General features: G+C 73.4%; 11 protein-coding genes. 6 read left to right on the forward strand and 5 right to left on the reverse strand.

The features are described 5' to 3' along the window. Positions 1-65: 65 nt before the first annotated feature. The 5 genes from LR948_RS08640 to LR948_RS08660 all read left to right on the forward strand — a co-directional run bounded on the left by LR948_RS08640 (position 66) and on the right by LR948_RS08660 (position 14,286). Positions 66-6,548 carry a type I polyketide synthase gene (locus LR948_RS08640; protein ID WP_232753602.1) on the forward strand — a complete coding sequence of 2,161 codons (6,483 nt, stop codon included), beginning with the start codon at positions 66-68 and terminating at the stop codon, positions 6,546-6,548. Beyond that, entirely contained in the window at positions 6,545-7,555 is a 1,011-nt protein-coding gene (locus tag LR948_RS08645) for a glycosyltransferase family 2 protein (RefSeq protein ID WP_232753603.1), read from the forward strand. Before LR948_RS08640 ends, LR948_RS08645 begins: the two co-directional genes overlap by 4 nt. Continuing rightward, positions 7,552-12,111 carry a MupA/Atu3671 family FMN-dependent luciferase-like monooxygenase gene (locus LR948_RS08650; protein WP_232753604.1) on the forward strand — a complete coding sequence of 1,520 codons (4,560 nt, stop codon included), beginning with the start codon at positions 7,552-7,554 and terminating at the stop codon, positions 12,109-12,111. The genes LR948_RS08645 and LR948_RS08650 overlap by 4 nt, the downstream gene beginning before the upstream one ends. 4 nt (positions 12,112-12,115) lie before the next feature. Beyond that, positions 12,116-12,775, forward strand: coding sequence for a 4'-phosphopantetheinyl transferase superfamily protein (locus tag LR948_RS08655; RefSeq protein WP_232753605.1), 660 nt, complete (start codon positions 12,116-12,118; stop codon positions 12,773-12,775). Positions 12,776-12,957: 182 nt separating this feature from the next. Beyond that, positions 12,958-14,286 carry a chain-length determining protein gene (locus LR948_RS08660; RefSeq protein WP_232753606.1) on the forward strand — a complete coding sequence of 443 codons (1,329 nt, stop codon included), beginning with the start codon at positions 12,958-12,960 and terminating at the stop codon, positions 14,284-14,286. A 136-nt stretch (positions 14,287-14,422) separates the two neighbouring features. On the opposite strand, the gene LR948_RS08665 is transcribed toward LR948_RS08660, so the two are convergent. The 3 genes from LR948_RS08665 to LR948_RS08675 all read right to left on the reverse strand — a co-directional run bounded on the left by LR948_RS08665 (position 14,423) and on the right by LR948_RS08675 (position 18,072). Continuing rightward, entirely contained in the window at positions 14,423-15,703 is a 1,281-nt protein-coding gene (locus LR948_RS08665) for a CpsD/CapB family tyrosine-protein kinase (protein ID WP_232753607.1), read from the reverse strand. A gap of 198 nt (positions 15,704-15,901) precedes the next feature. Further along, positions 15,902-16,873, reverse strand: coding sequence for a glycosyltransferase family 2 protein (locus tag LR948_RS08670; protein WP_232753608.1), 972 nt, complete (start codon positions 16,871-16,873; stop codon positions 15,902-15,904). Continuing rightward, a complete protein-coding gene (locus LR948_RS08675) occupies positions 16,870-18,072 on the reverse strand; it encodes a glycosyltransferase (RefSeq protein WP_232753609.1) in 1,203 nt (400 codons plus the stop codon). Before LR948_RS08675 ends, LR948_RS08670 begins: the two co-directional genes overlap by 4 nt. Before the next feature lie 143 nt (positions 18,073-18,215). Here LR948_RS08675 and LR948_RS08680 point away from each other — a divergent pair, with 143 nt between their 5' ends. Next, positions 18,216-18,983: a WecB/TagA/CpsF family glycosyltransferase gene (locus LR948_RS08680; RefSeq protein WP_232753610.1), complete on the forward strand. Its 768-nt coding sequence runs from the start codon at positions 18,216-18,218 to the stop codon at positions 18,981-18,983. 11 nt (positions 18,984-18,994) lie between these two features. Here the strand turns inward: LR948_RS08680 and LR948_RS08685 are convergent, their stop codons facing one another. Beyond that, positions 18,995-20,317 carry a glycosyltransferase family 4 protein gene (locus LR948_RS08685; RefSeq protein WP_232753611.1) on the reverse strand — a complete coding sequence of 441 codons (1,323 nt, stop codon included), beginning with the start codon at positions 20,315-20,317 and terminating at the stop codon, positions 18,995-18,997. Next, the gene (locus LR948_RS08690; RefSeq protein WP_232753612.1) at positions 20,314-21,720 is read right to left on the reverse strand and encodes a hypothetical protein; all 1,407 of its coding nucleotides are present in this window, start codon (positions 21,718-21,720) and stop codon (positions 20,314-20,316) included. The genes LR948_RS08685 and LR948_RS08690 overlap by 4 nt, the downstream gene beginning before the upstream one ends. Positions 21,721-21,793 lie beyond the last annotated feature (73 nt).

Here is a 21,793-nt window from a genome sequence, read left to right on the forward strand (position 1 = left end):
CAAACGCCGCAATATCCGCGTATTTTCCAAATAGATCATCCACGAAGGATTAAGCAGGATTGGCCATGTTGGACCCGGCGGAGACCCCCGAGACCGGCGCGACGGATATTGCCATAGTAGGCATGGCGGCGCATCTGCCCGGCGCGGCCAGCGTCGAGGCCTATTGGCAGAACCTGCGCGCCGGGCTCTCGGCGATCCGGCGTCTGAGCGAGGAGGAGCTGCGCGAGGCCGGCGAGGCCCCCGGCATGATCCGCCGCCGCGACTACGTCCCCTTTGCCGCGCCGCTCGACGGCTTCGAGATGTTCGACGCGGAGTTCTTCGGCTTCTCGCCGAAAGAGGCGGCGATCCTCGATCCCCAGCACCGCCGCTTCCTCGAGGTGGCCTGGGAGGCGATGGAGAACGCGGGCCATGTGCCCCGGGGCTTTCCCGGCGCCGTCGGCGTCTACGGCGGCTGCGGCATGGGCAGCTATTTCTACTTCAACATCTGCTCGAACCCCGAGCTGGTCGACCAGACCGGCATGTTCCTTCTGCGCCATACCGGCAACGACAAGGACTTCCTGACCACCCGCGCGAGCCATGTCTTCGACCTCAAGGGCCCCTCGCTCAGCCTGCAGACCGCCTGTTCGACCTCGCTTGTCGCCACCCATTACGCCGCCCAGGCACTGCTGGCGGGCGAATGCGACATGGCGCTGGCGGGCGGGGTCACCATCGAGCTGCCGCAGGGGCGCGGCTATCTCTACAAGGAGAACGAGATCCTCTCGCCCGACGGGGAATGCCATGCCTTCGACCACCGCGCCGCCGGCACGGTCTTCGGCTCGGGCGCGGGCGTGGTGGTGCTGCGCCGGCTCGCCGATGCGCTGGCCGACGGCGACCATGTCTGGGCGGTGATCAAGGGCAGCGCGGTCAACAATGACGGCGCCGACAAGGCGGGCTACCTCGCGCCCTCGGTCGGCGGCCAGGCGGCGGCGATCTCCGAGGCGCAGGCCATCGCCGATGTCGATGCGCGCAGCATCGGCTACGTGGAATGCCACGGCACCGGCACCTACCTCGGCGATCCGATCGAGGTGGCGGCCCTGACCCAGGCCTTCCGCGAGACCACCGAGGACAGCGGCTTCTGCCGCATCGGCTCGGTCAAGACCAACATCGGGCATCTCGATACCGCGGCGGGGGTGGCGAGCCTGATCAAGGCCTCGCTGTCGCTGCACCACGCCGAGATCCCGCCGAGCCTCGGCTACGAGGCGCCGAACCCGGCGATCGACTTCGCGGGCTCGCCCTTCCGGGTGAACGACCGGCTGACGCCCTGGCCCGAGGCCGCGCGCCAGCCGGGCCAGCCGCGCCGCGCCGGGGTCAATTCGCTGGGCGTCGGCGGCACCAACGCGCATCTGATCCTCGAGGAGGCGCCCGCCCGCGCGCCCTCGGAGGCGCCGGAGTTTCCCTTCCAGATCCTCACGCTTTCGGCCCGGAAGAAGACCGCGCTCGAGGGCAATGCCGCCCGGCTCGCGGGCTGGCTGAAGGCCCATCCCGAGGCCGAGCTGGCCGATGTCGCCTATACCCTGAAGGAGGGCCGCGCCGCTTTCGCCGAACGCCGCGTGGTCGTGGCCGAGACCCCAGCCGAGGCCGCCGAAATGCTCGAGCGCGGCGACCCGCGCCGGGTCTTCACCCACCGCGCGCTGAGCGCCCCGGACGTGGCCTTCCTGCTGCCCGGCGGCGGGGCGCAATACCCGCAGATGGCCAAGGGCCTCTACGAGACCGAACCGGTCTTTGCCGAATGGATGGACCGCGGGCTCGACCACCTCGCCGGGCTGACCGGCGGCGACCCGCGCGCCGACTGGCTGGCCGCCCCGGGCGCCGAGGCCGAGGCGCGGCTCCTGAAGCCCTCGGTGCAGCTGCCGCTGATCCTGGTGACCGAGATCGCCCTGGCGCGGCTCTGGGAAAGCTGGGGGGTGACGCCCGCGGCGCTGATCGGCCATTCCATGGGCGAGAACGCGGCGGCCTGCCTGGCCGGCGTCATGCGCTTCGAGGAGGCCATCGGCCTCGTGCATCTGCGCGGCGCGCTCTTCGACACGGTGCCACGCGGGGGGATGCTTTCGGTGCCGCTCTCCGAGGCGGTGCTGTTGCCGTATCTCGGCGAGGAGCTCGACATCGCCTCGGTCAACGGCGCGCAGCTCACCGTGGCGACCGGCCCCGAGGCGGCGCTCGAGGCCCTGGCCGAGCGGCTCGCAGGCGAAGGCATCGAGAGCCAGCGCATCGGCATCGACATCGCCGCGCACAGCCGGATGCTCGACCCGATCCTGCCGGCCTTCCGCGACTACCTGGCCGGGCTCGACCTGCGGCCGCCGGAAATCCCGATCATGTCGAACCGCAGCGGCGACTGGCTGACCGCCGAAGAGGCGACGGATCCCGATTACTGGGTCGCCCACCTGCGCCATACCGTGCGCTTCGCGGACGGGCTGGCGCGGCTCGCCGAGCCCGAGAACCGCGTGCTGCTCGAGGTCGGGCCGGGCCATGCGCTGGGCGCGCTCGCGCGGCAGCAACCGCAGATCGGCGCCAACCGGGTGGTCTCGAGCCTGCGCCACCCGCAGGACGTCATCGCCGACGACCGCCACTTCCACGAGGTGCTGGGCCGGCTCTGGGCGCTGGGCGTCGCGGTCGACTGGGACCAGGTCTGGGGCGAGGCGCGCCGGTTGCGCCTGCCGCTGCCGAGCTACGCCTTCCAGCACGCGCCCTATTTCATCGCGCCGGGCCATGCCGCCAGCGACACCGCCGACCGTTACCCCGCGCGCAGCGACGACATGGCCGACTGGGGCGCGGTGCCGGTCTGGCGGCCGCGCGCCGCCGAAGTGCCGGTCGACGTGGAGCATGACCTGGGGCTGCTTGAACCGCAGACCTGGCTGGTCTTCGCCGATGCCGCGGGGCTGGCCGAACGCGCCATGGCGCCGCTGCGTGCCGCCGGGCACCGGGTCATCGAGGTGCGCCCCGGCGACACCTTCGCGCGGCTCTCCGAGGACCGCTATGCCCTGGCGCCCGAGCGCGGGCGCGAGGGCTACGACCTGCTCCTGGCCGATCTCGACGCGCGCGGGCTCTCGCCCGGGCGGATCGCGCATTTCTGGCTGGTCACCGCCGAAGAGGGCCACCGCCCCGGCTCCAGCTTCTTCCACCGGCTGCAGGAACAGGGGTTCTACTCACTGCTCTTCCTCGCCCAGGCGCTGGTCGACGAGGGGCTGACCGGCCTGCATCTGGACGTGGTGACCTCGGGCGCGGCGGCGCTGTGCGACGCGCCGCTGGCCCATCCCGCCAAGGCGCTGATCGCGGGGCCGCTGCGGGTGATCCCGCGCGAGGTGCCGGGCTTGAGCTTCGCCGCGCTCGACGTGGTGCTGCCCGAGACGCCCCGGCGCGGGCTCTTCGCCCGGGCCGACCGGGGGACCGAGGCCGCCTGGGAGGGGCTCGCCCGCCAGGTCACCGAAGAGCTGATCTGCCCGCCCGCCCCGCGCGAGGCCGCCCTGCGCGGCGGCCGCCGTTTTGAGCGCGGGCTGAACCCGCTGCCGCTGCCCGCGCCCGAGGCCGGTGAGGAGACCGGGGCCCCGCCGCTCACCGGCACGCTGCTCATCACCGGCGGCTTCGGCGGTATCGCCCGGACGCTCGCCCGCGCGGCGGCCGCCCCGGGCGTGCGGCTGATCCTGGCGTCGCGCAGCGCGCTGCCTCCGCGCGCGGACTGGGCCGAATACCGCCGCCGCCACGCGCCCCACGATCCCGTCAGCCGCGCCATCGCCCATGTCGAGGCGCTCGAGGCGGCGGGCGCCGAGGTCATGGCCGAGGCCGTCGATGTCACCAACCTCGAAGCCATGCGCGCGCTCTGCGAAAGGGCCGAGGCGCGCTTTGGCCGGATCACCGGGGTGATCCACGCGGCGGGCCGGCTGTCGGACCAGCCTTTCCTCGGGCTCGGCCCCGCGGACGTCGAGGACACGCTGGCGCCGAAGCTGCACGGCGCCGATGTGATCGACCGGCTGTTCCCCGATGGCAGCACCGACTGGATCGCGCTCTTCTCCTCGGTCTCGACCATGGCCGCGGCGGCGGGGCAGCTCGATTACGTCGCCGCCAATGAATACCTCAACGCCCTGGCGCAGGCGCGCGCGGGCGGGCGCACCCGGGTCGTGGCGCTGAACTGGGGCATCTGGGCCGAGGCCGGCATGGCCGCCGAGGCGCTTGCCCGCCGGATCGGCGAGGCGCCGCCCGCGCCCGAGGAACCGGTGACCCGCCCGCTTCTGGACAGCATGGGCTTCGACGCCGAGGGGCGGCGCGTCTTCCGCAGCCGCTTCACCACCGCCGACTGGGTGATCGACGAACACCGCACCCGGGCGGGGCTGGCGCTGCTGCCCGGCTCGGCCTGCGTCACCCTGGCCGCCCATGCGCTGGCCGAGGCCGGCGAGGACCGCGCCTTCGAGATCCGCGACCTGGCCTTCCTGCGGCCGCTGACCGTCTCGGAGGAGACCCCGCGCGAGGTCACCCTGCGGCTCACCCGCACCGAGGCGGGCTATACGCTCGAGCTGCTGCATGCCGCCCGCGCCCAGGGCCGCGAGGGGCTCTTGCGCTTCGCCGAGGCCGAGATCGCGCTGTCCGCGCTGGGCCCCGCGCCACGCATCGACCCCGAGGCGATCCGCGCCCGCTTGCCCGCGCCCGAGCGCGCGGCGCCGGGCCTGAGCCTCACCACCGGGCAGGAGCGGCACCTGGCCTTCGGCCCGCGCTGGCGCAGTCTTGTGTCGCGCAGCCTCACCGCCCGGGAAGGGCTCGCCGAGTTGGCCCTGCCCGAGGTGGGGGAGGGCGACGACTGCCTCATTCATCCCGCGCTGTTCGACATCGCCACCGGCTGGGCGATGGAGCTGATCGAGGGCTACGAGGCGCGCCACCTCTGGGCGCCGATCTCCTACGGGCGGGCGCGCATCTGGGGGCCGCTGCCGAACCGGCTCCTGAGCTGGGTGCGTCCCAGCGCCGGCGGCGAGACCAGCCGCGAGAGCGCCAGTTTCGACGTCACCCTCGCGGCCCCCGATGGCACCGTGGTGATCGAGATCCACGGCTTCGCGATCCGGCGGCTCGACGACCCCGCGGCGCTGGGCCAGGCCCGCGCGCCCACCCCCGCCGAGATCGAGGGCGCCGAGGGCGGCGCGGCCCAGCCGCTCTCGCCCGGCGAGACGCTTCTGCAGCACAACCTCTCGCAGGGCATCCGCCCCGAGGAAGGCGCCGAGGCCTTCGCCCGCGCCATGGCCAGCGGCGCGCGGGTGGTTGCGGTGAGCCCGGTGCCGGTCGAGGCGCTGCGCCGCCAGGCGGCGCTGGCGGCGACCCCGGAAAGCACCGCCCAGAGCTTCGACCGCCCCGAGCTCGACGGCGATTTCGCCGCCCCCGAGACCGACATCGAAAAGCGCCTCGCGGGCTTCTGGGAAGACCTCCTGGGCGTGCGCAACGTCGGCGTGGACGACAGTTTCTTCGACCTCGGCGGGCACAGCCTGATCGCCGTGCGGCTCTTCTCCATGGTCAAGAAGACCTACCGCGTCGACTTCCCGATCTCGGTCCTCTTCGAGGCGCCGACGATCCGTCAATGCGCCGCACTGATCGCCGAGAAGGCGGGTCTCTCCGACCAGCCCGCGGGCAGCGAGGCCGCGCGCCCGGCGCTGACCCGCCCCGAGCGGCGCTTTGCCCATGTCGTGCCCATGCACGAGGGCGAACCGGGCCCCCGGCGGCCCTTCTTCCTGGTCGCGGGCATGTTCGGCAACGTGCTGAACCTGCGCCATCTCGCGCTTCTCTTGGGCCGCGACCGGCCCTTCTACGGGCTCCAGGCCAAGGGGCTCTACGGCGACGAGGCCCCGCATGAGACCATCGAGGAGGCCGCCCGCGACTACATCGCCGAGATGAAGCGCATCCAGCCCGAGGGCCCCTATCTGGTCGGCGGCTTCTCGGGCGGCGGCATCACCGCCTTCGAGATCGCCCGCCAACTCGAGGCGCTTGGCGACGCCGTGGCGCTGGTCGCCATGCTCGACACCCCGCTGCCGCAGAAGCGTCCGCTGCTGGCGGTCGACCGGGCGGTGATCCAGCTGCAGGAGGCGCGCCGCAAGGGCCTCGGCTACCCGCTGGTCTGGGCCCGCAACCGGATCCGCTGGGAGATCGAGAAACGCCGCGCGCGCGGCGCCACCGAGATGGCCGAGGCCTTCCACAACCTCGAGATCGAGGCCGCCTTCCTGGGCGCCGTGGCGCGCTACGAGCCCGCGCGCTACGCCGGGCGGGTGGCGCTTTTCCGGCCGCCGCTGCGGGCCAAGTGGCGGGTCGCGGGCGGGCGGCTCGTGAACGACGAACGCGCCTATCTGACCCATGACAATGACTGGGGCGGGCACCTCTCGGATCTCGAGGTCATCGAGGTGCCGGGCGATCACGACAGCATGGTCCTGGAGCCCAACGTGCGGGTGCTGGCCCAGGCCCTGCGCCGGGTTCTGCAGGAGGCCGAGCGCGGCAGCCCCGAAAGCGCGGTCCTGCCCTTCCGCCCGACCGAGGCCGCCGAATGAGCGCCCGGGTCGAACGGCTCCTCGCGGTGCTCCTGAACTGGCGGAGCGCCGAGATGACGGGGCGCGCGCTGGAGGCGCTGGCCGCGGCGCTCGACGGTCTCGATGCCGAGATCGTGGTGGTCGACAACGACAGCGGCGACGGCTCGGAAGAGGCCCTGCGCGCCAGGGTCGCCGGGCGCGACTGGCCGGTGCCCGTGCGGGTCGTGCAATCGGGCCGGAACGGCGGCTACGGGGCGGGCAACAACGTCGGCATCCGCGCCGGGCGCGCCGACGGGCAGCGCCCCGATGCGGTCTACCTGCTGAACTCCGACGCCTTCCCCGAGCCGGAGGCCCTGCGGGTGCTGGTCGATCACCTGAACGCCCATCCTGATGTCGGCATGGCGGGCTCGCAGCTCTATAGCGACGACGACCCCTGCCATGCCACCGCCTTCCGCTTCCCGGGGCTGGCCTCGGAGTTCGAGCAATGCGCGCGGACCGGGCCGATCTCGCGGCTCCTCTGGCGCTACCGGGTGCCGCTCTCGGACCTGTCGCGCCCGCGCCGCCCGGATTGGTTCGCCGGGGCCTCGGCGCTCTTCCGGCAGGAGGTGCTGGAGGAGGTCGGCCTCTTCGACGAGGGGTTCTTCCTTTATTTCGAGGAAACCGAGCTTTTCCACCGCGCCGCCCGCGCGGGCTGGCAGGCGGCCTTTCTGCCCGCCAGCCGGGTGGAGCACATCGGCTCGGTCTCGACCGGCATGAAGACCTGGCGCGCGGTGCCGGACTACTGGTTCGACAGCCGCTGGCGCTATTTCGAGCGCTGCCACGGGCGCGGCTACGCGGCGCTTGCGACCCTGGCGCGGCTCGCGGGGCTTCTGGTCTGGAAGACCCGCCGGATCTTCGGGGCGCCCCGGCTCGACCCGCCGGGCACCTTCCGCCGCACCCTGCGGCACGGCTTGGGTCGGATGCTGCGCGGCGCGCCGGGGGCCTCGCCCCCGCCCGTCGTGCCGTCTCGGTGCAGGAGTGAGTCATGAGTTTTTCCGCCATACTGATCGGCAACGACCGGCTGACCCGCGAGGCGGGCGCCAAGCTTCTCTCCGCGGGCCATGCGATCACCGCCTGCGTGACCCGCAACGCGGAGGTCACCGCCTGGGCCGGCACGCTGAACCTGCCCACCCTCGCCCCGGGCCCGGGCCTCGCCGAGCGGCTGGCGCCCCATGCCGCCGACTGGCTCTTGAGCGTGGCGAACCTCGACCTGCTGCCCGAGGCGGTGCTGGCGTTGGGCCGCAAGGGCGGGGTGAACTTCCACGACGGGCCGCTTCCGGCCTATGCCGGGCTGAACGCGCCGGTCTGGGCGCTCCTGAACGGCGAGACCCGCCACGGGATCACCTGGCACATGCTCGAGAGCGGCGTCGACCGCGGCGCCATCCTGGTCCAGCGCGGGGTGGAGATCACCCCCGAGGACAGCGCGCTGACGCTCAACACCAAGTGTTTCGCCGCGGCGCTCGACAGCTTCGACGCGGTGATCGCCGCGCTCGAGGCGGGCGCGCCCGAGGCGATGCCGCAGCCCGAGAGCGGGCGCAGCTACTTCGGCCTGGCCGCCCGGCCCGCGCATCACGGCACGCTCGACCCCGCGCAGCCCGCCCGCGCGCTGGAGCGGCTGGTCCGGGCGCTCGATCACGGGCCCTATCCCAACCCGCTGGCGCTGCCGAAGCTCTGGACCGGGCAGGGGCTTTTCGCCATCGGCGCCGCGCGGGAGGCCGCGCTGACCGAGGGCCAGGACAGGACCCCGGGCCGGGTGCTCGCGCGCGAGGATGCCGGGCTGACGCTGGCCACCGGGGCGGGCGCGCTGGTCCTGTCGGAGCTGGTGCCGCTTGCGCCCGGGGCCGCGCTGCCCGAGGTCGGTGCGCTCCTGCCCGCGCCGCCCGAGGACGACCTTTCGGACCTCGCGCGCGGCGAGGCGCAGTGGCGCGCGCGGCTGCCGGGTTATGCGCCGGCGCGGCTGCCGGGCTTCGGGACGCCGGGCGAGGAGACCCGTTCCTTCCCGGTGGAACTGCCGCCCGAGGCGCTGGGCCTCCTGGCCGCGCGGCTGGCCCAAGGGGAGCGCACCGACATCGCGCTTCTGACGCCTGAGAGCCGCGCGCGGGCACAGAGCGGGCTGGCGCTGCCCTGGATGCCCGTTCTGCTCGACACCCAAGGCCAGTCCGAAGACCTGCGCGCCCGCGTCGCCACGGCCTGCGCGGCGGCCCGCAAGACCGGCCCCATGGCCCGCGACCTGCCGCTTCGGCTGCCCGGCGCGGCCCCGCTGGAGCTGCCCGCGCTGGCGCTCAGCGAAGGGGCGGGTCCGCTGCCCGGCGCGCTCATCACGCTTGAGACCGGCGATGTCACGCTTCTGCACTACGACAGCGCCGCTCTGACCGAGGAGGCCGCGCGCCTTGTCGCCGCCCGGCTGGGCGCGCTGGTGACCCACACCGGGCCGCTCGCCGAGGCGCCGCTTCTGACCGAGGCCGAGCGGCGGCTCACGCTCGAGACCTGGAACGCCACTGAGGTGCCGCCGACCGACCGCACGATGCTCGATCGGTTCGAGGCGCAGGCCGCCGCCACCCCCGGGGCCGAGGCCGTGGTGCACGAGGACCAGGCGCTGAGCTACGCCGACCTCGACCAGATGGCCAACCGCATCGCGCATCTTTTGCGCGAGGAAGGCGCGGGCCCCGAAAGCGTGGTCGCCTTGCACCTGGCGCGGGGGCCGCGGCTCCTGGCCGCCGCGCTGGGCGTCCTCAAGGCGGGGGCGGCTTATCTGCCGGTGGACCCCGGCTATCCCGCCGAGCGGCAGGCGCATTACCTCTCGGACAGCGGCGCGTCAGTGGTGCTGACCGAAAGCGCCGTCGCGCGCGCCCTGCCGCGCCACGCCGCGCGCGAGATCCGGCTCGACATCGAGCCCCGGCTCTATGCCGCCGCCGCGACCCGGCCCGAGCCTGGCCCGGAGCCCGGCGCGCTGGCCTATCTGATCTATACCTCCGGCTCCACCGGCACCCCCAAGGGCGTCATGGTCGAACACGCGCAGGTGGCCAATTTCTTCACCGCCATGGACGCGGTGGTGCCCGATCCGGGCGGCACCTGGCTTGCCGTGACCAGCCTAAATTTCGACATCTCGGTGCTCGAGCTCTTCTACGCGGTCTCCCGCGGCTACAGGGTGATCATGGCCTCCGAAGAGGTGGCCAGCGGCGTCTCCTCGGGGCCGCGCCGGGCCAGCGGCATGGCGCTGTCGCTGTTCTACTGGGGCAATGACGACGGCGCGGGGCGCGAGAAATACCGCACCCTGCTGGAAGGCGCGAAATTCGCCGATGCCCATGGCTTCCGCGCGGTCTGGACGCCCGAGCGGCACTTCCACGCCTTCGGCGGGCCCTATCCCAACCCCGCGGTGACCGGCGCGGCGGTGGCGGGCGTGACCAGCCGGATCGGGGTGCGCGCGGGCTCCTGCGTGGCGCCGCTGCACCATCCTGCCCGGGTGGCCGAGGACTGGGCCGTGATCGACAACCTCACCGACGGGCGCGCGGGGCTCGCCATCGCTTCGGGCTGGCAGCCCGACGATTTCATCCTGCGCCCCGAGAACGCGCCGCCCGACAACAAGCGCGCCATGCTCGAGGCGATCGACCAGATCCGCCGGCTCTGGCGCGGCGAGGCGGTGGGCTTCCCGCGCGCCGACGGCAGCCTGCACGAGGTGGTGACCCAGCCCCGCCCGGTCAGCCGCGAGCTGCCGCTCTGGATCACCACGGCGGGCAACCCCGAGACCTGGAAAGAGGCCGGGCGGCTCGGGGCCAACGTGCTGACCCATCTCCTGGGCCAGAGCATCGCCGAGGTGGGCGAGAAGATCGCGCTCTACCGCCAGGCCCGCGCCGAGGCGGGGCACGATCCCAAGACCGGCGAGGTGGTGCTGATGCTGCACAGCTACCTCGCGCCCAGCCGCGAGGAGGCGCGCGAGACCGCCCGCGAGCCGATGAAGGACTACCTGCGCTCGGCCGCCGCGCTGATCAAGCAATACGCCTGGGCCTTCCCGGCCTTCAAGAAACCGCAAGGCGTGACCAACCCCATGCAGCTCGACCTCGGCAGCCTGTCGGAGGAGGAGCTGGAGGCGATCCTCGACCATGCCTTCGAGCGGTATTTCTCGGAATCGGGCCTCTTCGGCACGGTGGAGGACGCCGAGGCGCGGGTGGCCGAGCTGCAGGCCATCGGCGTCGACGAGGTCGCCTGCCTGATCGACTACGGCATCGCGCCGGAGCAGATCTTGGAAGGGCTGAAGCCCCTGGCCGAGGTGGTCGCCCGGGTCTCGGGCCCGGACCTGCCCGCCGAGGACGACTTCTCCGTCGCGGCCCAGATCCGCCGGCACGGGGTCACGCATCTGCAGTGCACGCCCTCGCTCATGCGGCTGATGCTGGCCGACGAGGGCGCCCGGGCGGCGCTGCGGGACCTGCGGCAGATCTTCCTCGGCGGGGAGGCGCTGCCCGGCCCGCTGGTCGCGGCCCTGGGCGAGGTCACCGAGGCGCGGGTCACCAACATGTACGGCCCGACCGAGACGACGATCTGGTCCGCCGCGGGCCCGGCCCGGGTGACCTCGGGCGTCGTGCCCATCGGCCCGCCGGTCGCCAATACACGGCTCTACGTGCTCGACCCCGAGGGTGCGCCCTGCGCGCTGGGCCAGCCGGGCGAGCTCTGGATCGGCGGGGCGGGCGTGGCGCGCGGCTACTGGCAGCGGCCCGAGCTGACCGAGGCGCGCTTTCGCCCCGATCCCTTCGCGGGCGGGCGGATGTATCGCACCGGCGACCTGGTCCTGCGCCGCGCCGACGGCTGGCTCGAGTTCCTGGGCCGCGCCGACGGGCAGGTGAAGCTGCGCGGGATGCGGCTGGAACTGGGCGAGGTCGAGGCCCGGCTCGAGGCGCTGCCCGGCGTGCGTCAGGCCGCCGCCACGGTGCGCGACGACCGGCTCCTGGCCTATGTCACCGGCGCGCCGGGCGAAGAGGCCGCCGCCAAGGCCTGGCTTGCCGAACGGCTGCCCGCCCATATGGTGCCCGCGCGGATCGTGACGCTGGAGGCGCTGCCGCTCACCCCCAACAAGAAGGTCGACCGGGCGCGGCTGCCGGAGCCGCCCGCGCCGGTTCTTTCGGCACCTGTGCCGGAGGCCCCGGCCCGGCGCGCCGCTTCGGGCGCCTCCGGCCCGGGCCGCGCCGATCCCGCCACGCTGGGCGAGCTGGGCGAGGTCTGGTCCGGCATCCTCGGCGTCGCGCGGGTCACCGGCGGCGACAATTTCTTCGCCCTCGGGGGGCATTCGCTGCTGGCGGTCGAGCTTTTCCGCGCGGTGCGGGAGCGCTTCGGCGTCACGGGCTTCGCGATCACCGATGTCTTCCGCTTCCCGACGCTCGGGGCCATGGCGGGGCGGGTGGCCGAGCTGCGGGGCGATGCGCCCGAGGCAGCTGCCACCACTCCCGCCGCAGCCGGCGCCGAGCCCGCCAGCCCGCCGCGCAACGCCCGCGCCGAGGCGCGGCGCGCGGCCATGGTCAAACGCCGCGCCATGCGCGCACGGGCGGGGGGCTGAGGGCGTGGCGGCGGCGGCGCTCGAGAGGATGATCGCCGGGCTCGGCGCGGCCTGGCCCCGTGGCGTCGCGGTGGCGATCTGCGCGCCCGACCCCGAGGCGCGCGGGCTCTACCCAGTCGAGGAGGCCGCCGTGGCCCGCGCCGTGGCCGGGCGCCGCTCCGAGTTCGCCGGGGGCCGCCGCGCCGCGCGCCGGGCGCTGGCCGCGCTGGGCCATCCGCCGGTGGCGATTCCCATGGCCGAGGACCGCTCTCCGGTCTGGCCCGAGGGCTTCGTCGGCAGCGTCTCGCATTGCGCGGCGGCCTGTATCGCCGTGGTCGCCCGCACCGAGGGTTTCGCCGCGCTGGGCGTCGACATCGAACCCTACGACCCCTTGCCCGAGGACCTCCTGCCCGAGATCGGCTCGGAGGCGGAGCTGGCGGGCGTCGGCCCCGACCGCAGGCTGGCCGGGCGGCAGCTCTTCTCGGCGAAGGAGGCCGCCTACAAGGCGCAATACCCGCTGTCGCGCACGCTTTTCGGCTTCGACGGACTGCGTTACGACGCCGGTGCCCGGGCGCTGCGCTTTGCCCGCCCGGTGCCGCCCTTCGCGCGCGGCCAGGCGATCCCGGTCAGCCAGTGGACCGGCGACGGGCTCTGCCTGTCGCTCTCTGCCCTGACGGCGGCCTGAGCGCGTGGAAAGGCGAAATGTGGCAGGAATTTCCGAATGCGGGACGCTCTGTTTCCGTCCAAGGCGCGGACAAACGTGGCAATAATCGGGCAGCGCCCGTACATTGTGGCGGAAGCGTGACCGCCGCGCGGCGGTTTCGCGGACTTGCGCATTGGGGGCCTCTTTGCGGGAGTAATAGGTAGATGTTGCAGTTTCAGACCCCCGAAGAAGTCTTCGCGGCGCTCAGGCGCCGTGCGCCCGCCATGGCCATCGTCATCGTGCTGGGCTGCGTGCTCTCGGTGCTTTTCGCGCTGGGCCAGCAGAAGCTCTATCTCGCCACCGCGGTGGTGCAGGTCGAGGGCGCGCGCATCCAGGCCGCCGAGGACGGCGCCGACATGGGCGCGGAATCGGTGCGCCGGATCGAGCTGATCAAGCAGCGCATGACCGCCTCGGACACGCTGCTGACCATCGGCGACGAGATCGGCATGTTCACCCCCGACGACCCCGAGGCCGAGCCCCTGAACCGCAGCTCGAAGCTGGCCGTCATGCGTGCTTCGATCGAGGTTTCCGAGGTCGCCGACGACCGCATCGGCCAGCCCCGGATCGCGCCTTTCGCGCTGATCATCGAGGCGACGACCGACGATCCCGAGCGCACCGCCGAACTGGCCAACCGGGTGATGATGGCGGGCATCGACGAGGCCCGGCGGCAAAGCCTGTCGCGCGCCGCAGACGCGCTGGCCTTCTTCGACGAGGAGACCGCGCGGCTCGAAGGCGCCATCGCCGAGGCCGAGGCTGAGCTGGCCGAGTTCCGCCGCGAATACGACCAGAGCCTGCCCGGCGCGGTCAGCGTCTTGCGCGGCCAGCGCGGCGCGCTGGAGGAGACCGCCTTCAACATCGACCGCGACATCGCCGAGCTGGAAAGCACCGTGACCCGCCAGCGCGACACCGTGCGCGACCGCGAGATTTCCCTGCTCGAGGAGCAGAAGGCGCTGATCGAGGCGCGCATCGCCGAGATCGACGCCGCCATCGCCCGCGCCCCGGAAGTGGCCCGCGACCTCGCGGTGATCGAGCGGCGGATCAGCAACCTGCAGGAGCAATACAGCACCGTGGTGCGCCAGCGCGCCGACGCCGAGCTCGACCAGGTGCTCGAGGCGCAGGACCAGTCGGACCGGCTGACGGTGCTGGAACGCGCGGTGCCGCCGGACGAATCCTTCTCGCGCAGCCGCAAGTCGATCGCGCTGATCGGCGCGGTCCTGAGCGGCGCGCTGGCGCTGGGGCTGGCCTACGCGCTGGAGCTGTTCAATCCCGCGATCCGCAGCGCCGCCCAACTTGAACGGCGGCTCGGCATCACCCCGGTGATCAGCGTGCCCGTGGTCGACCGCCGCCGCCCCGGCTGGGGACGGCGCATCGGCGTTCTGGCGGGGCTTGCCGGGCTCGCCGCGGCGGTGCTGGCGGGGCTGCAGTTCTTCGGCAGCCGGCTGTCGGATCCGGGCTTCTGGGGCCGGTTCCTGCCGCGGCGCGTGTGGGGCTGAGAGGGCGGGTTTGCCGGTTCGCCTAGCCTGAAGGCGAAGGGGGTGGCGGCCCGCATTTCGTTGTCTCTGGAAAAGCGAGAGTCCGGGCTTGGGCGCGCGCGACAGCTCACAGCGCGCCCCGAAATCCCCGCCCGCTTCAGTAGCTGTATTTCCGCGCCGAGGAGCCCTCGGCCCGGTTCATCACCACGCCCAGAAGCGGCGTCTCGGTCCCGAGGCGGCGCTCCACCTCGCGGATCTCGCGCTCGGTCGTCAGCCCGCCGCCGACCACCAGGATCACCGCGTCGAGGCAGGGCCGCATGGCGATCACGTCGTCGCCGTAAAGCGCCGGCGGCATGTCGAAAAGCATCACGTCGGGGTCGTAGTTCTCTTCGATCGTGGCCAGCGTCCGCGCGGTGCGCGGGTCCTGCAGGAGCTCCGAGGCATAGGTCTCGGGCGCCTCGTTGAACCCCACGGCGAGGTTGTGGCCCGCGTGGATCGCGTTCGGCCCGACCCGGCGCAGGTGGTCCGCCGGCGTCACCTGGCCGCGGAACATGTTGCCGATCACCCCGGTGCCGCGCAGCCCGAAGACCTTGCCCAGCGAGGGGTTCCGCAGGTCGGTGTCGAAGAGGATCGTCCGGCAGTTCTCCTGCCGCGCCAGGCTGATGGCGAGATTTGCGGCGGTGAAGGTCTTGCCGCAGCCCTGGGTCGGCGAGGTGATCGCGACGCGGGTCCAGCCGCGCTCGCTCAGGGCCTGGAGGAGCCGGGTGCGCAGCACGTCGAAGGAGGAATAGGCCGGGTCGTAGCGGCTCGCGGTGATGATCCGGTTGCGGTCGAGCATGCGCTCGTCGAGGGCGAATGGCTGGAGCCGCGCCCAGAGCCGATCCGCGGCGGCGCTGTCCCGCTCGCCCAAGTCGGGGCGGGAGGGGGCGGCGGTCTTCGCTGCGGAGGGCGCGTCGGCGGGCGGGGTGTCGACGGGCGGCGTGTCGTGATGTGCTTCGGTCGGGTGTGCCGCTGGGGCCGCGCGCGGAGGGTCGATTGGGGCGGGCTCCGTGGCGGGCGTGGTCTCCGAATCGACAGGGGCAGGCTCCGACCCGTGCACGGGCTGGTCGTTGGCCTCCGGTGCGCCCTGCGCCACGGCGTCATCATCGCTCACCCAGGTATCCGCTCCGTCGCGCATCTCGTCCCGCTCAGTGCACTCACCCGCAGGCGCCGTCAGGTCCTCGGCCTCCTCCGCCCGCGCAGATGGCGGAGCCACGCGGCGCGGGGTGACGGGGGCGCTTTCCTCGGGGCTCTGCCGGGCGGGCGAATTGCGGCGGCGGAAGGTGCGGCGGCGGGGCTGGGGGGCTTCGCTCTCGCGGCCCTCGGCCTCCCGCGTTTCCTCGGGGGCCTCCTGCGGCGCCGCGCTCTTCTGCTGCCGGATGTTGCGGTCGCGCGTCATCGCCTGCCCTCCACCCTGCGGCGGGGGGGCTCGAGGCGCGTCGCGCGCGCCGTCATGCGATCGGTTCCCTGCATCGAATTGCCTGCCAGTCTGGCCGTTTCCCGGCGGATATGCACGGTTAAAGCGGTAAATTCTGTCCAAAGTTGGGTCAAATCGCGGGGATTGTTGACCACCCGGGCGCAAAGCCTCGGCCCGGTGTCAGCCCGGGCCGCGGTATTCGATCAGCCCCAGCCGCCGGCCCGTCGCCCGGCGCAGATGGTAGCGCAACATGCCCTGGAGGCCCGGCAGTTTTGCCAGGGTGAACAGCGCCGCGAAGCCGCGCGCGTCTTCGGGCGGCACGCCGTCGCTGCGCAGGCTGCGGTAGCCGCGCCAGGTGCTCAGGCCCCAGGCGAGCGGCGGCAGCAGCGCCAGCGGCGGAGCGACCAGAAGCCCCGCCAAAAACACCAGCGGCAGCGCGCCGCCGTAGACCCAGGCGCGGAGCCGCTCGGCACGCCGCGCGCCGGGGTGTTTCGCGGCAAGCTGCGCCAGCCCGTGCCCGGCCCGTTCGGTGCGCCGCCACCACTCGGACAGCCGCGTCATGCCCGCGTCATGGGTGACCATCTCGCGGGGCAGCCGCTCCAGCGCGTGACCCTTCGCCAGAAGCCGCAGGCAGAGGTCCTCCTCCTCCGAGGCGATGAGCATGGGGTCGAAGCCGCCCACCGCGTCGAACGCCGCGCGGCGCAGCATGAGGTTGCCGGTGCAGCTGGTGATCCGCCCTGCCGGGGCGCGCCATTCCCAGTCGATCAGCCGGTTGTAGATCGAGGCCTCGGGCGCCTCCTCCCGGGCCCAGCCGGTGATGAGCGCGTGGCCGGGATGTGCCGCGAGGAACTCCCGCGCGGCCTCGGTCCAGCCGGGCACCAGCAGGCAGTCGCCGTCGAGGAACATCAAAAGCGGCGCGGGGTCTTCCAGCGCGGCGGCCCCGGCGTTGCGGGCGCGCGCGGCGGTGAAGGGCCGGTCCGGGTCCAGCGGCACCACCCGCGCGCCCGCCGCCTCGGCCAGCGCGGGGCTGCCGTCGGTCGAGCCCGAATCGACATAGACCATCCGCGCGCCGGTGGCCTTGGCCGCGGCGAGGGTGGCGGGCAGGCGGCGGGCCTCGTTGCGCCCGATCAGCACGATGTCGAGCGCGCTCACGGTCCCGCCTCGAAGAGCGCCGAGAGCTGGCGGGCCGAGCGGCGCACGTCGAACTCCGCTTCGACCTTGGCGCGGGCGGCCCGGCCCATGGCGCGGGCGCCCTCGGGGTCGGAGAGCATCTGCCCCAGCGCCTCGGTCAGCGCCTCGAGGTTGCCCGGCGGCACCAGCCGGCCCGAGACGCCGTCCTCGATCAGCTCGGGGATGCCCGCGATCCGGGTCGAGAGCACCGCGCGTTCTGCGGCCATGGCCTCCATCAGCACCACCGGCACGCCCTCGGCGAAGCTCGGCAGGCACAAGAGGTCGGTGCGCGAGAGCTCTTCCGCTACCCGCTCGGGCGGCTGGTAGCCGAGGAAGGTGACGCGGTCCTTGAGCCCCAGCGCGGCGACCCGCGCCTCAAGCGCGGCGCGGTCCGGCCCGTCGCCGAGATAGGTCAGCCGCGCTTCGGGATGCGCCTCGGCGAGCCGCGCCAGCGCCTCGAGCAGCAGGCGCGGCCCCTTCAGCCCCACGAGCCGCCCGACGAACAAGAGGTTCCGCCCGGCAAACGCGCCGCCGCGGTAGTCTTCGGGGATCACGCCGCAATGCACGATCCGGAGCTTTGGCCAGTCCTCGGGATCGGTGAAACACATGAGCTGGGAGCGCGCGAAATCTGAAATGCAGGCCACGAAGGCCGCATGCCGGGTCTTGGTGCCGAGGTGCCAGCGCGGAGCCTCGAAGAAGGTGTCGGGCCCGTGGATCGTGTAGCTGTAGGGCAGCTCGGCCAGTTCGGCGGCCAGCATGGTGACGTTCAGCGATTGCGAGGCCAGGTGGTTGTGCAGATGCGCGACACCTTGGGCGGTGAGGTGGCGGGCCAGCACGGCGGCCTCGGCGAAATAGAAGAGCTGGCGCAGATGCGCGCGCGGGCCCTCGGGCGCGGTCTTGAGCGCAAGCCGCAGGGCGCGCAGCCAGCGGCGCGGGTGGTGACGCAGGGCATTGGCATGGGCGCCGATCAGCTCCGCCGGGCGGCGGGCGGCCTCCAGCAGGTGCCAGGTCTTGGCCTGTTCGGCCTCCTGCGCGGGGCCGGAGAGCTCGGCGCGCGGGGTGCGGCGGACCGAGCAGGTCAGCACCTCGTGCCCCAGCGCCCGCAGGGCTGCGACCTCGCGCTCGATGAAGGTATGCGAGGCACGGGGGTAATGGCCGGTGAGATAGGCGATGCGTTTCATGCGGGTCTCGGGAAGTCTTCAAGGGGCGGGCGATGCGATCGGCGGGGGCCGCGCGGCAGGCCGGTCACGGGCGGGGGCGGGTCTTTACGCCGCGCGCGCTTTCCGCCTCCCGCAGGGGCGGGGGCCATGCTAGGCACGGGGCCATGAGCCGCGAGATGTCCTTTGACTACGCCGGGACCCGCGTCGCGCTGACGATCCGCGACATGGCCGCGCTGAAGCGCGCCGTGGCCGGGCGGCTCGCGGCGGGCGAGGGCTTTGCCGTGGCCACGCTGAACCTCGACCACATGGTGAAACTGCGCAGCGACGCGAGCTTCCGCGCCGCCTATGCGCGCCACGAGCTGGTGACGGCGGACGGCCACCCGGTGGCCTGGCTGGCGCGGCTCGCCGGGCGCCGCGTGGCGCTGGTGCCGGGCTCGGACGCGGTGCTGCCGCTGGCGCGGATGGCCGTGGCGGAGGGCGCGCCGCTGGGGCTTTTCGGCAGCAGCCAGGTGGTGCTCGACCAGGTGCGCGCGCGGCTCGCCGAGGAGCTGCCCGGGCTGCAACTGGTCTTTGCCGAGGCCCCGCCCATGGGCTTCGACCCCGACAGCCCCGAGGCCGAGGCCGCGCTTTTGCGGATGCGGGCCTCGGGCGCGCGGCTGGTGTTCCTGGCGCTTGGCGCGCCCAAGCAGGAGCGGCTCGCCGCACGGGGCCGCGCGCTGGTGCCCGAGCTTGGCTTCGTCTCGGTCGGCGCGGGGCTCGACTTCCTGGCGGGCGGTCAGCGCCGGGCGCCGCGGCTCTTGCGGATGCTGTCGCTCGAATGGCTCTGGCGGATGCTCGGCGCGCCGCGGCGGCTCGCCCCGCGCTACGCGCGTTGCGCGGCGATCCTGCCCGGAGAGGCGCGCCGCGCCCTGGCCCTGCGCGGGCGGGACTGAGACGCCGTCGCTCATGCCGCCAGCGGCCCGCCCAGAAGCGCCGGCGCTGGCGTCGCCCGGCCCGAGAGCACCCAGTCGTAGACCCGCGCGACCTGTTCGGCCTTCGCGGCCCAGGTAAAGCGGCTTGCCACCAGGTCGGCGGCGCGGGCGCCCCGGGCGCGGCAGCCCGCGGGGTCGGCGAGAATCTCGTCCAGCGCCTCGGAGAGCGCGGGCACCAGCCGGTCGGGCGGCAGGATCGGCACCTTGTAGCCGGTCTCGGGCGTGACCAGCTCGCCCGGCCCGGCGTAATCCACCACGAGCGGCGCCCGGCCCATGGCCATGGCCTCGAGCACGACGCCGCCGCCAAAGTCGCGGATCGAGGGGAAGGCCAAAAGGTCCGCCTCGGCGAGCCGTCCCTGCACCTCGGCATGGGGCAGCCAGCCCGCGAAACGCACCGCATCGCCGAAGGGCGCGGCCTGCGCCGTGAGCCGCGCCATCTCGGGCCCGTCGCCGATGATCTCGAGGTGGAGCCGCCCGTCTGACAGCGGCCCGCGCGCCGCCTCGAGCAGCATGTCGACGCCCTTGAGCGCCACCAGTCGGCCGACGAAGACCGCGCGCAGGGGCTCGGGCTCCGGGCCCGGTACCCGCGCCGGCCGGCGCGGGAAACGCGCCGGATCGACCGCGTTCTCGGGCAGCCAGAGCACCTTGTGGTGATGCGCCGCGGGGATTTCCGCCGCGGTGAAGCGCGAGCCCGCGAGGATGGCGCTGGCGTGGCGCAGGGTGGCGCCCCGGCCCGGCATCCGCTTGTAGAGCCCGCGCAGGTAGCCCAGCCATTCGCGCTCGGCCCGGCGGACGTGGCCGTAGCCCTCGGGCCAGGGCACCCCGCCGTTCAGCGGGCCGAGGACGAAGGGCACCCCGATCCGCGCCAGCCGCGCCGCCAGCGGCGATGGCGCTGTGGGCGCGAGCGGCGTGACCCGGTGCACCAGGTCGTAGTCGCCCGCCTCCAGCGCCGGGCCGAAGCGCTGCCAGACCTTGCGCTCGAACCAGGGGTAGGTAAGCGACTGCGCCGCCTGCACCATGGTCCAGCCCTTGCCTTCGCCCATGCGCAGGATCTCGGCGGCGCGATGGGCAGGGCGGGCCAGCGCCTCGGTGTCGATCGCGGTGAAGTCGCGGCCCTCGACGTAGCCCGCCTTCAGGATCGCCGCGCGGTTGCGCACTTGCGTCACCAGGTGCACCTCGGCCACATCGCGCAGCGCATGGGCCAGCGACCAGCCGACCAGCGGCACCGAGACCCACTCGGGGTTGGCGGCCTCGGCCAGGACGAGGACGCGCGGCCTGCGGGTGGGGGCGCTCACAGGATCGGCTTCCAGCGCAACCCGGGCCCGCTACTGCCCTGCGCGGCGGCGGGCGCGCCGCGCCGCTCGGGCCGTTCGGCATGGGCGAGCAGCACCCCGGCGATCAGCCAGCTCAGGGGCGTCAGCGTGGCATTGGGGATCAGGTCGAGCGTGTTGAAGGCCAGCAGCAGCGCCAGGGGCGGCGCATAGGGCGAGAACCGTTCGGGCGCGCGGGTGATGCCGCCGGCCAGCAAGAGCAGGATCGGCGAGATCAGCAGCCCGAACTCGGCCAGGAAGCCGACCCAGCCGAAGACGCCCAGGGTGATGACCCAGCGCCCGTCCGAGATCGTCTGCCATTCGCCGGTGCCCGCGTTCATCACGTGGTTGCGCCCCCAGCTGCCCCAACCGAAGGCGGGCCGTTCGAGCGCGCGATCAAACAGCCGGTCCTCGTTCTCCAGGCGGAACTCCAGCGAAAAGGCGCGCTCGGGGTCGATGCGTTCGATCCGGGTCAGAAGCCGCTCCTCGGGCACCAGGTCGGCGGTCTTCAGAAGCGGATAGGTCAGGCTCAGCGCCGCCACCAGGGCGGCGACCAGCGTCTGGCTGCGTCGCCCGGTCAGCAGGATCAGCGGCAGGAGCAGAAGCGCCATGGCCAGCGCACCGAAGGATTTCATCGCCACCAGCAGGAGCGTCAGCCCGAGGCCGACCCCGAGGTAGCGCAGCCGCTTGCCGCTTTCGTGACGCCAGAGCGTCCAGGCCGCGGCGCAGGCCATGAGCGCGAAAAACGCGGTCCAGAGCCCGTGCTGCAGGAAGACCACCGGGCGGAAGGTCTCGCCGCGCTCGGCCTGCTCGAGGCTGGCCTGCGAGAAGCCGTAGAGCGCCTCGTGCAGGAAGGGGCCAAGCGGCACTTCGACCAGCATCAGCGGCGCATAGGCCAGCCCTGCCAGCACCAGCGCCAGCGCCAGGTCGCGCGCCGCCCCGCCCCGGGCCAGGTGCTGCCGCGCGAGCAGGAAAGGCAGGACCGTCAGCGCGTTCTGGATGCAGAGGCCGAGCCCGTCCTTCAGCGAGGTCGCGGGCAGCTCGTAGCTGCCCCAGGCGACCGGGTCGGCATTGGTGAGCGCGGTGGCCAGCGGCACGGTGACGTAGAGGCCCAGAAGCAGCCGCACCAGCGGCGCCTCGGGCCAGAAGCCGCGCGCCTCGGGCGGGCGCAGGACCAGGAGGCACAGAAGGCTCATCAGCGCCGGCAGGGAACTTTTGTCGAGCGGCGGCACCAGCGGCAGGTCGAAGGCGGTGGGCGGGCTCGGCAACAGCAGGTAGCCGCCCAGGATCACCACCAAGAGCGCCCGTCCCGGTGCCAGGAGCCGGAACGCCAGGACGGCGGCCAGCGGCACCAGGCCGAGCATCAGAAAGGCGATGGTATTGGGCATCTTGGGTTGCGGTCCCTCGCACGTCCCGGCGGCGCGGGGGCGAGGATAGCAGCCCGCCGCGGGGCTGTCCTCA

The organism is Roseivivax sp. GX 12232, from assembly GCF_021272185.1.
In the GTDB taxonomy this organism is placed as follows: Bacteria; Pseudomonadota; Alphaproteobacteria; order Rhodobacterales; family Rhodobacteraceae; genus Roseivivax.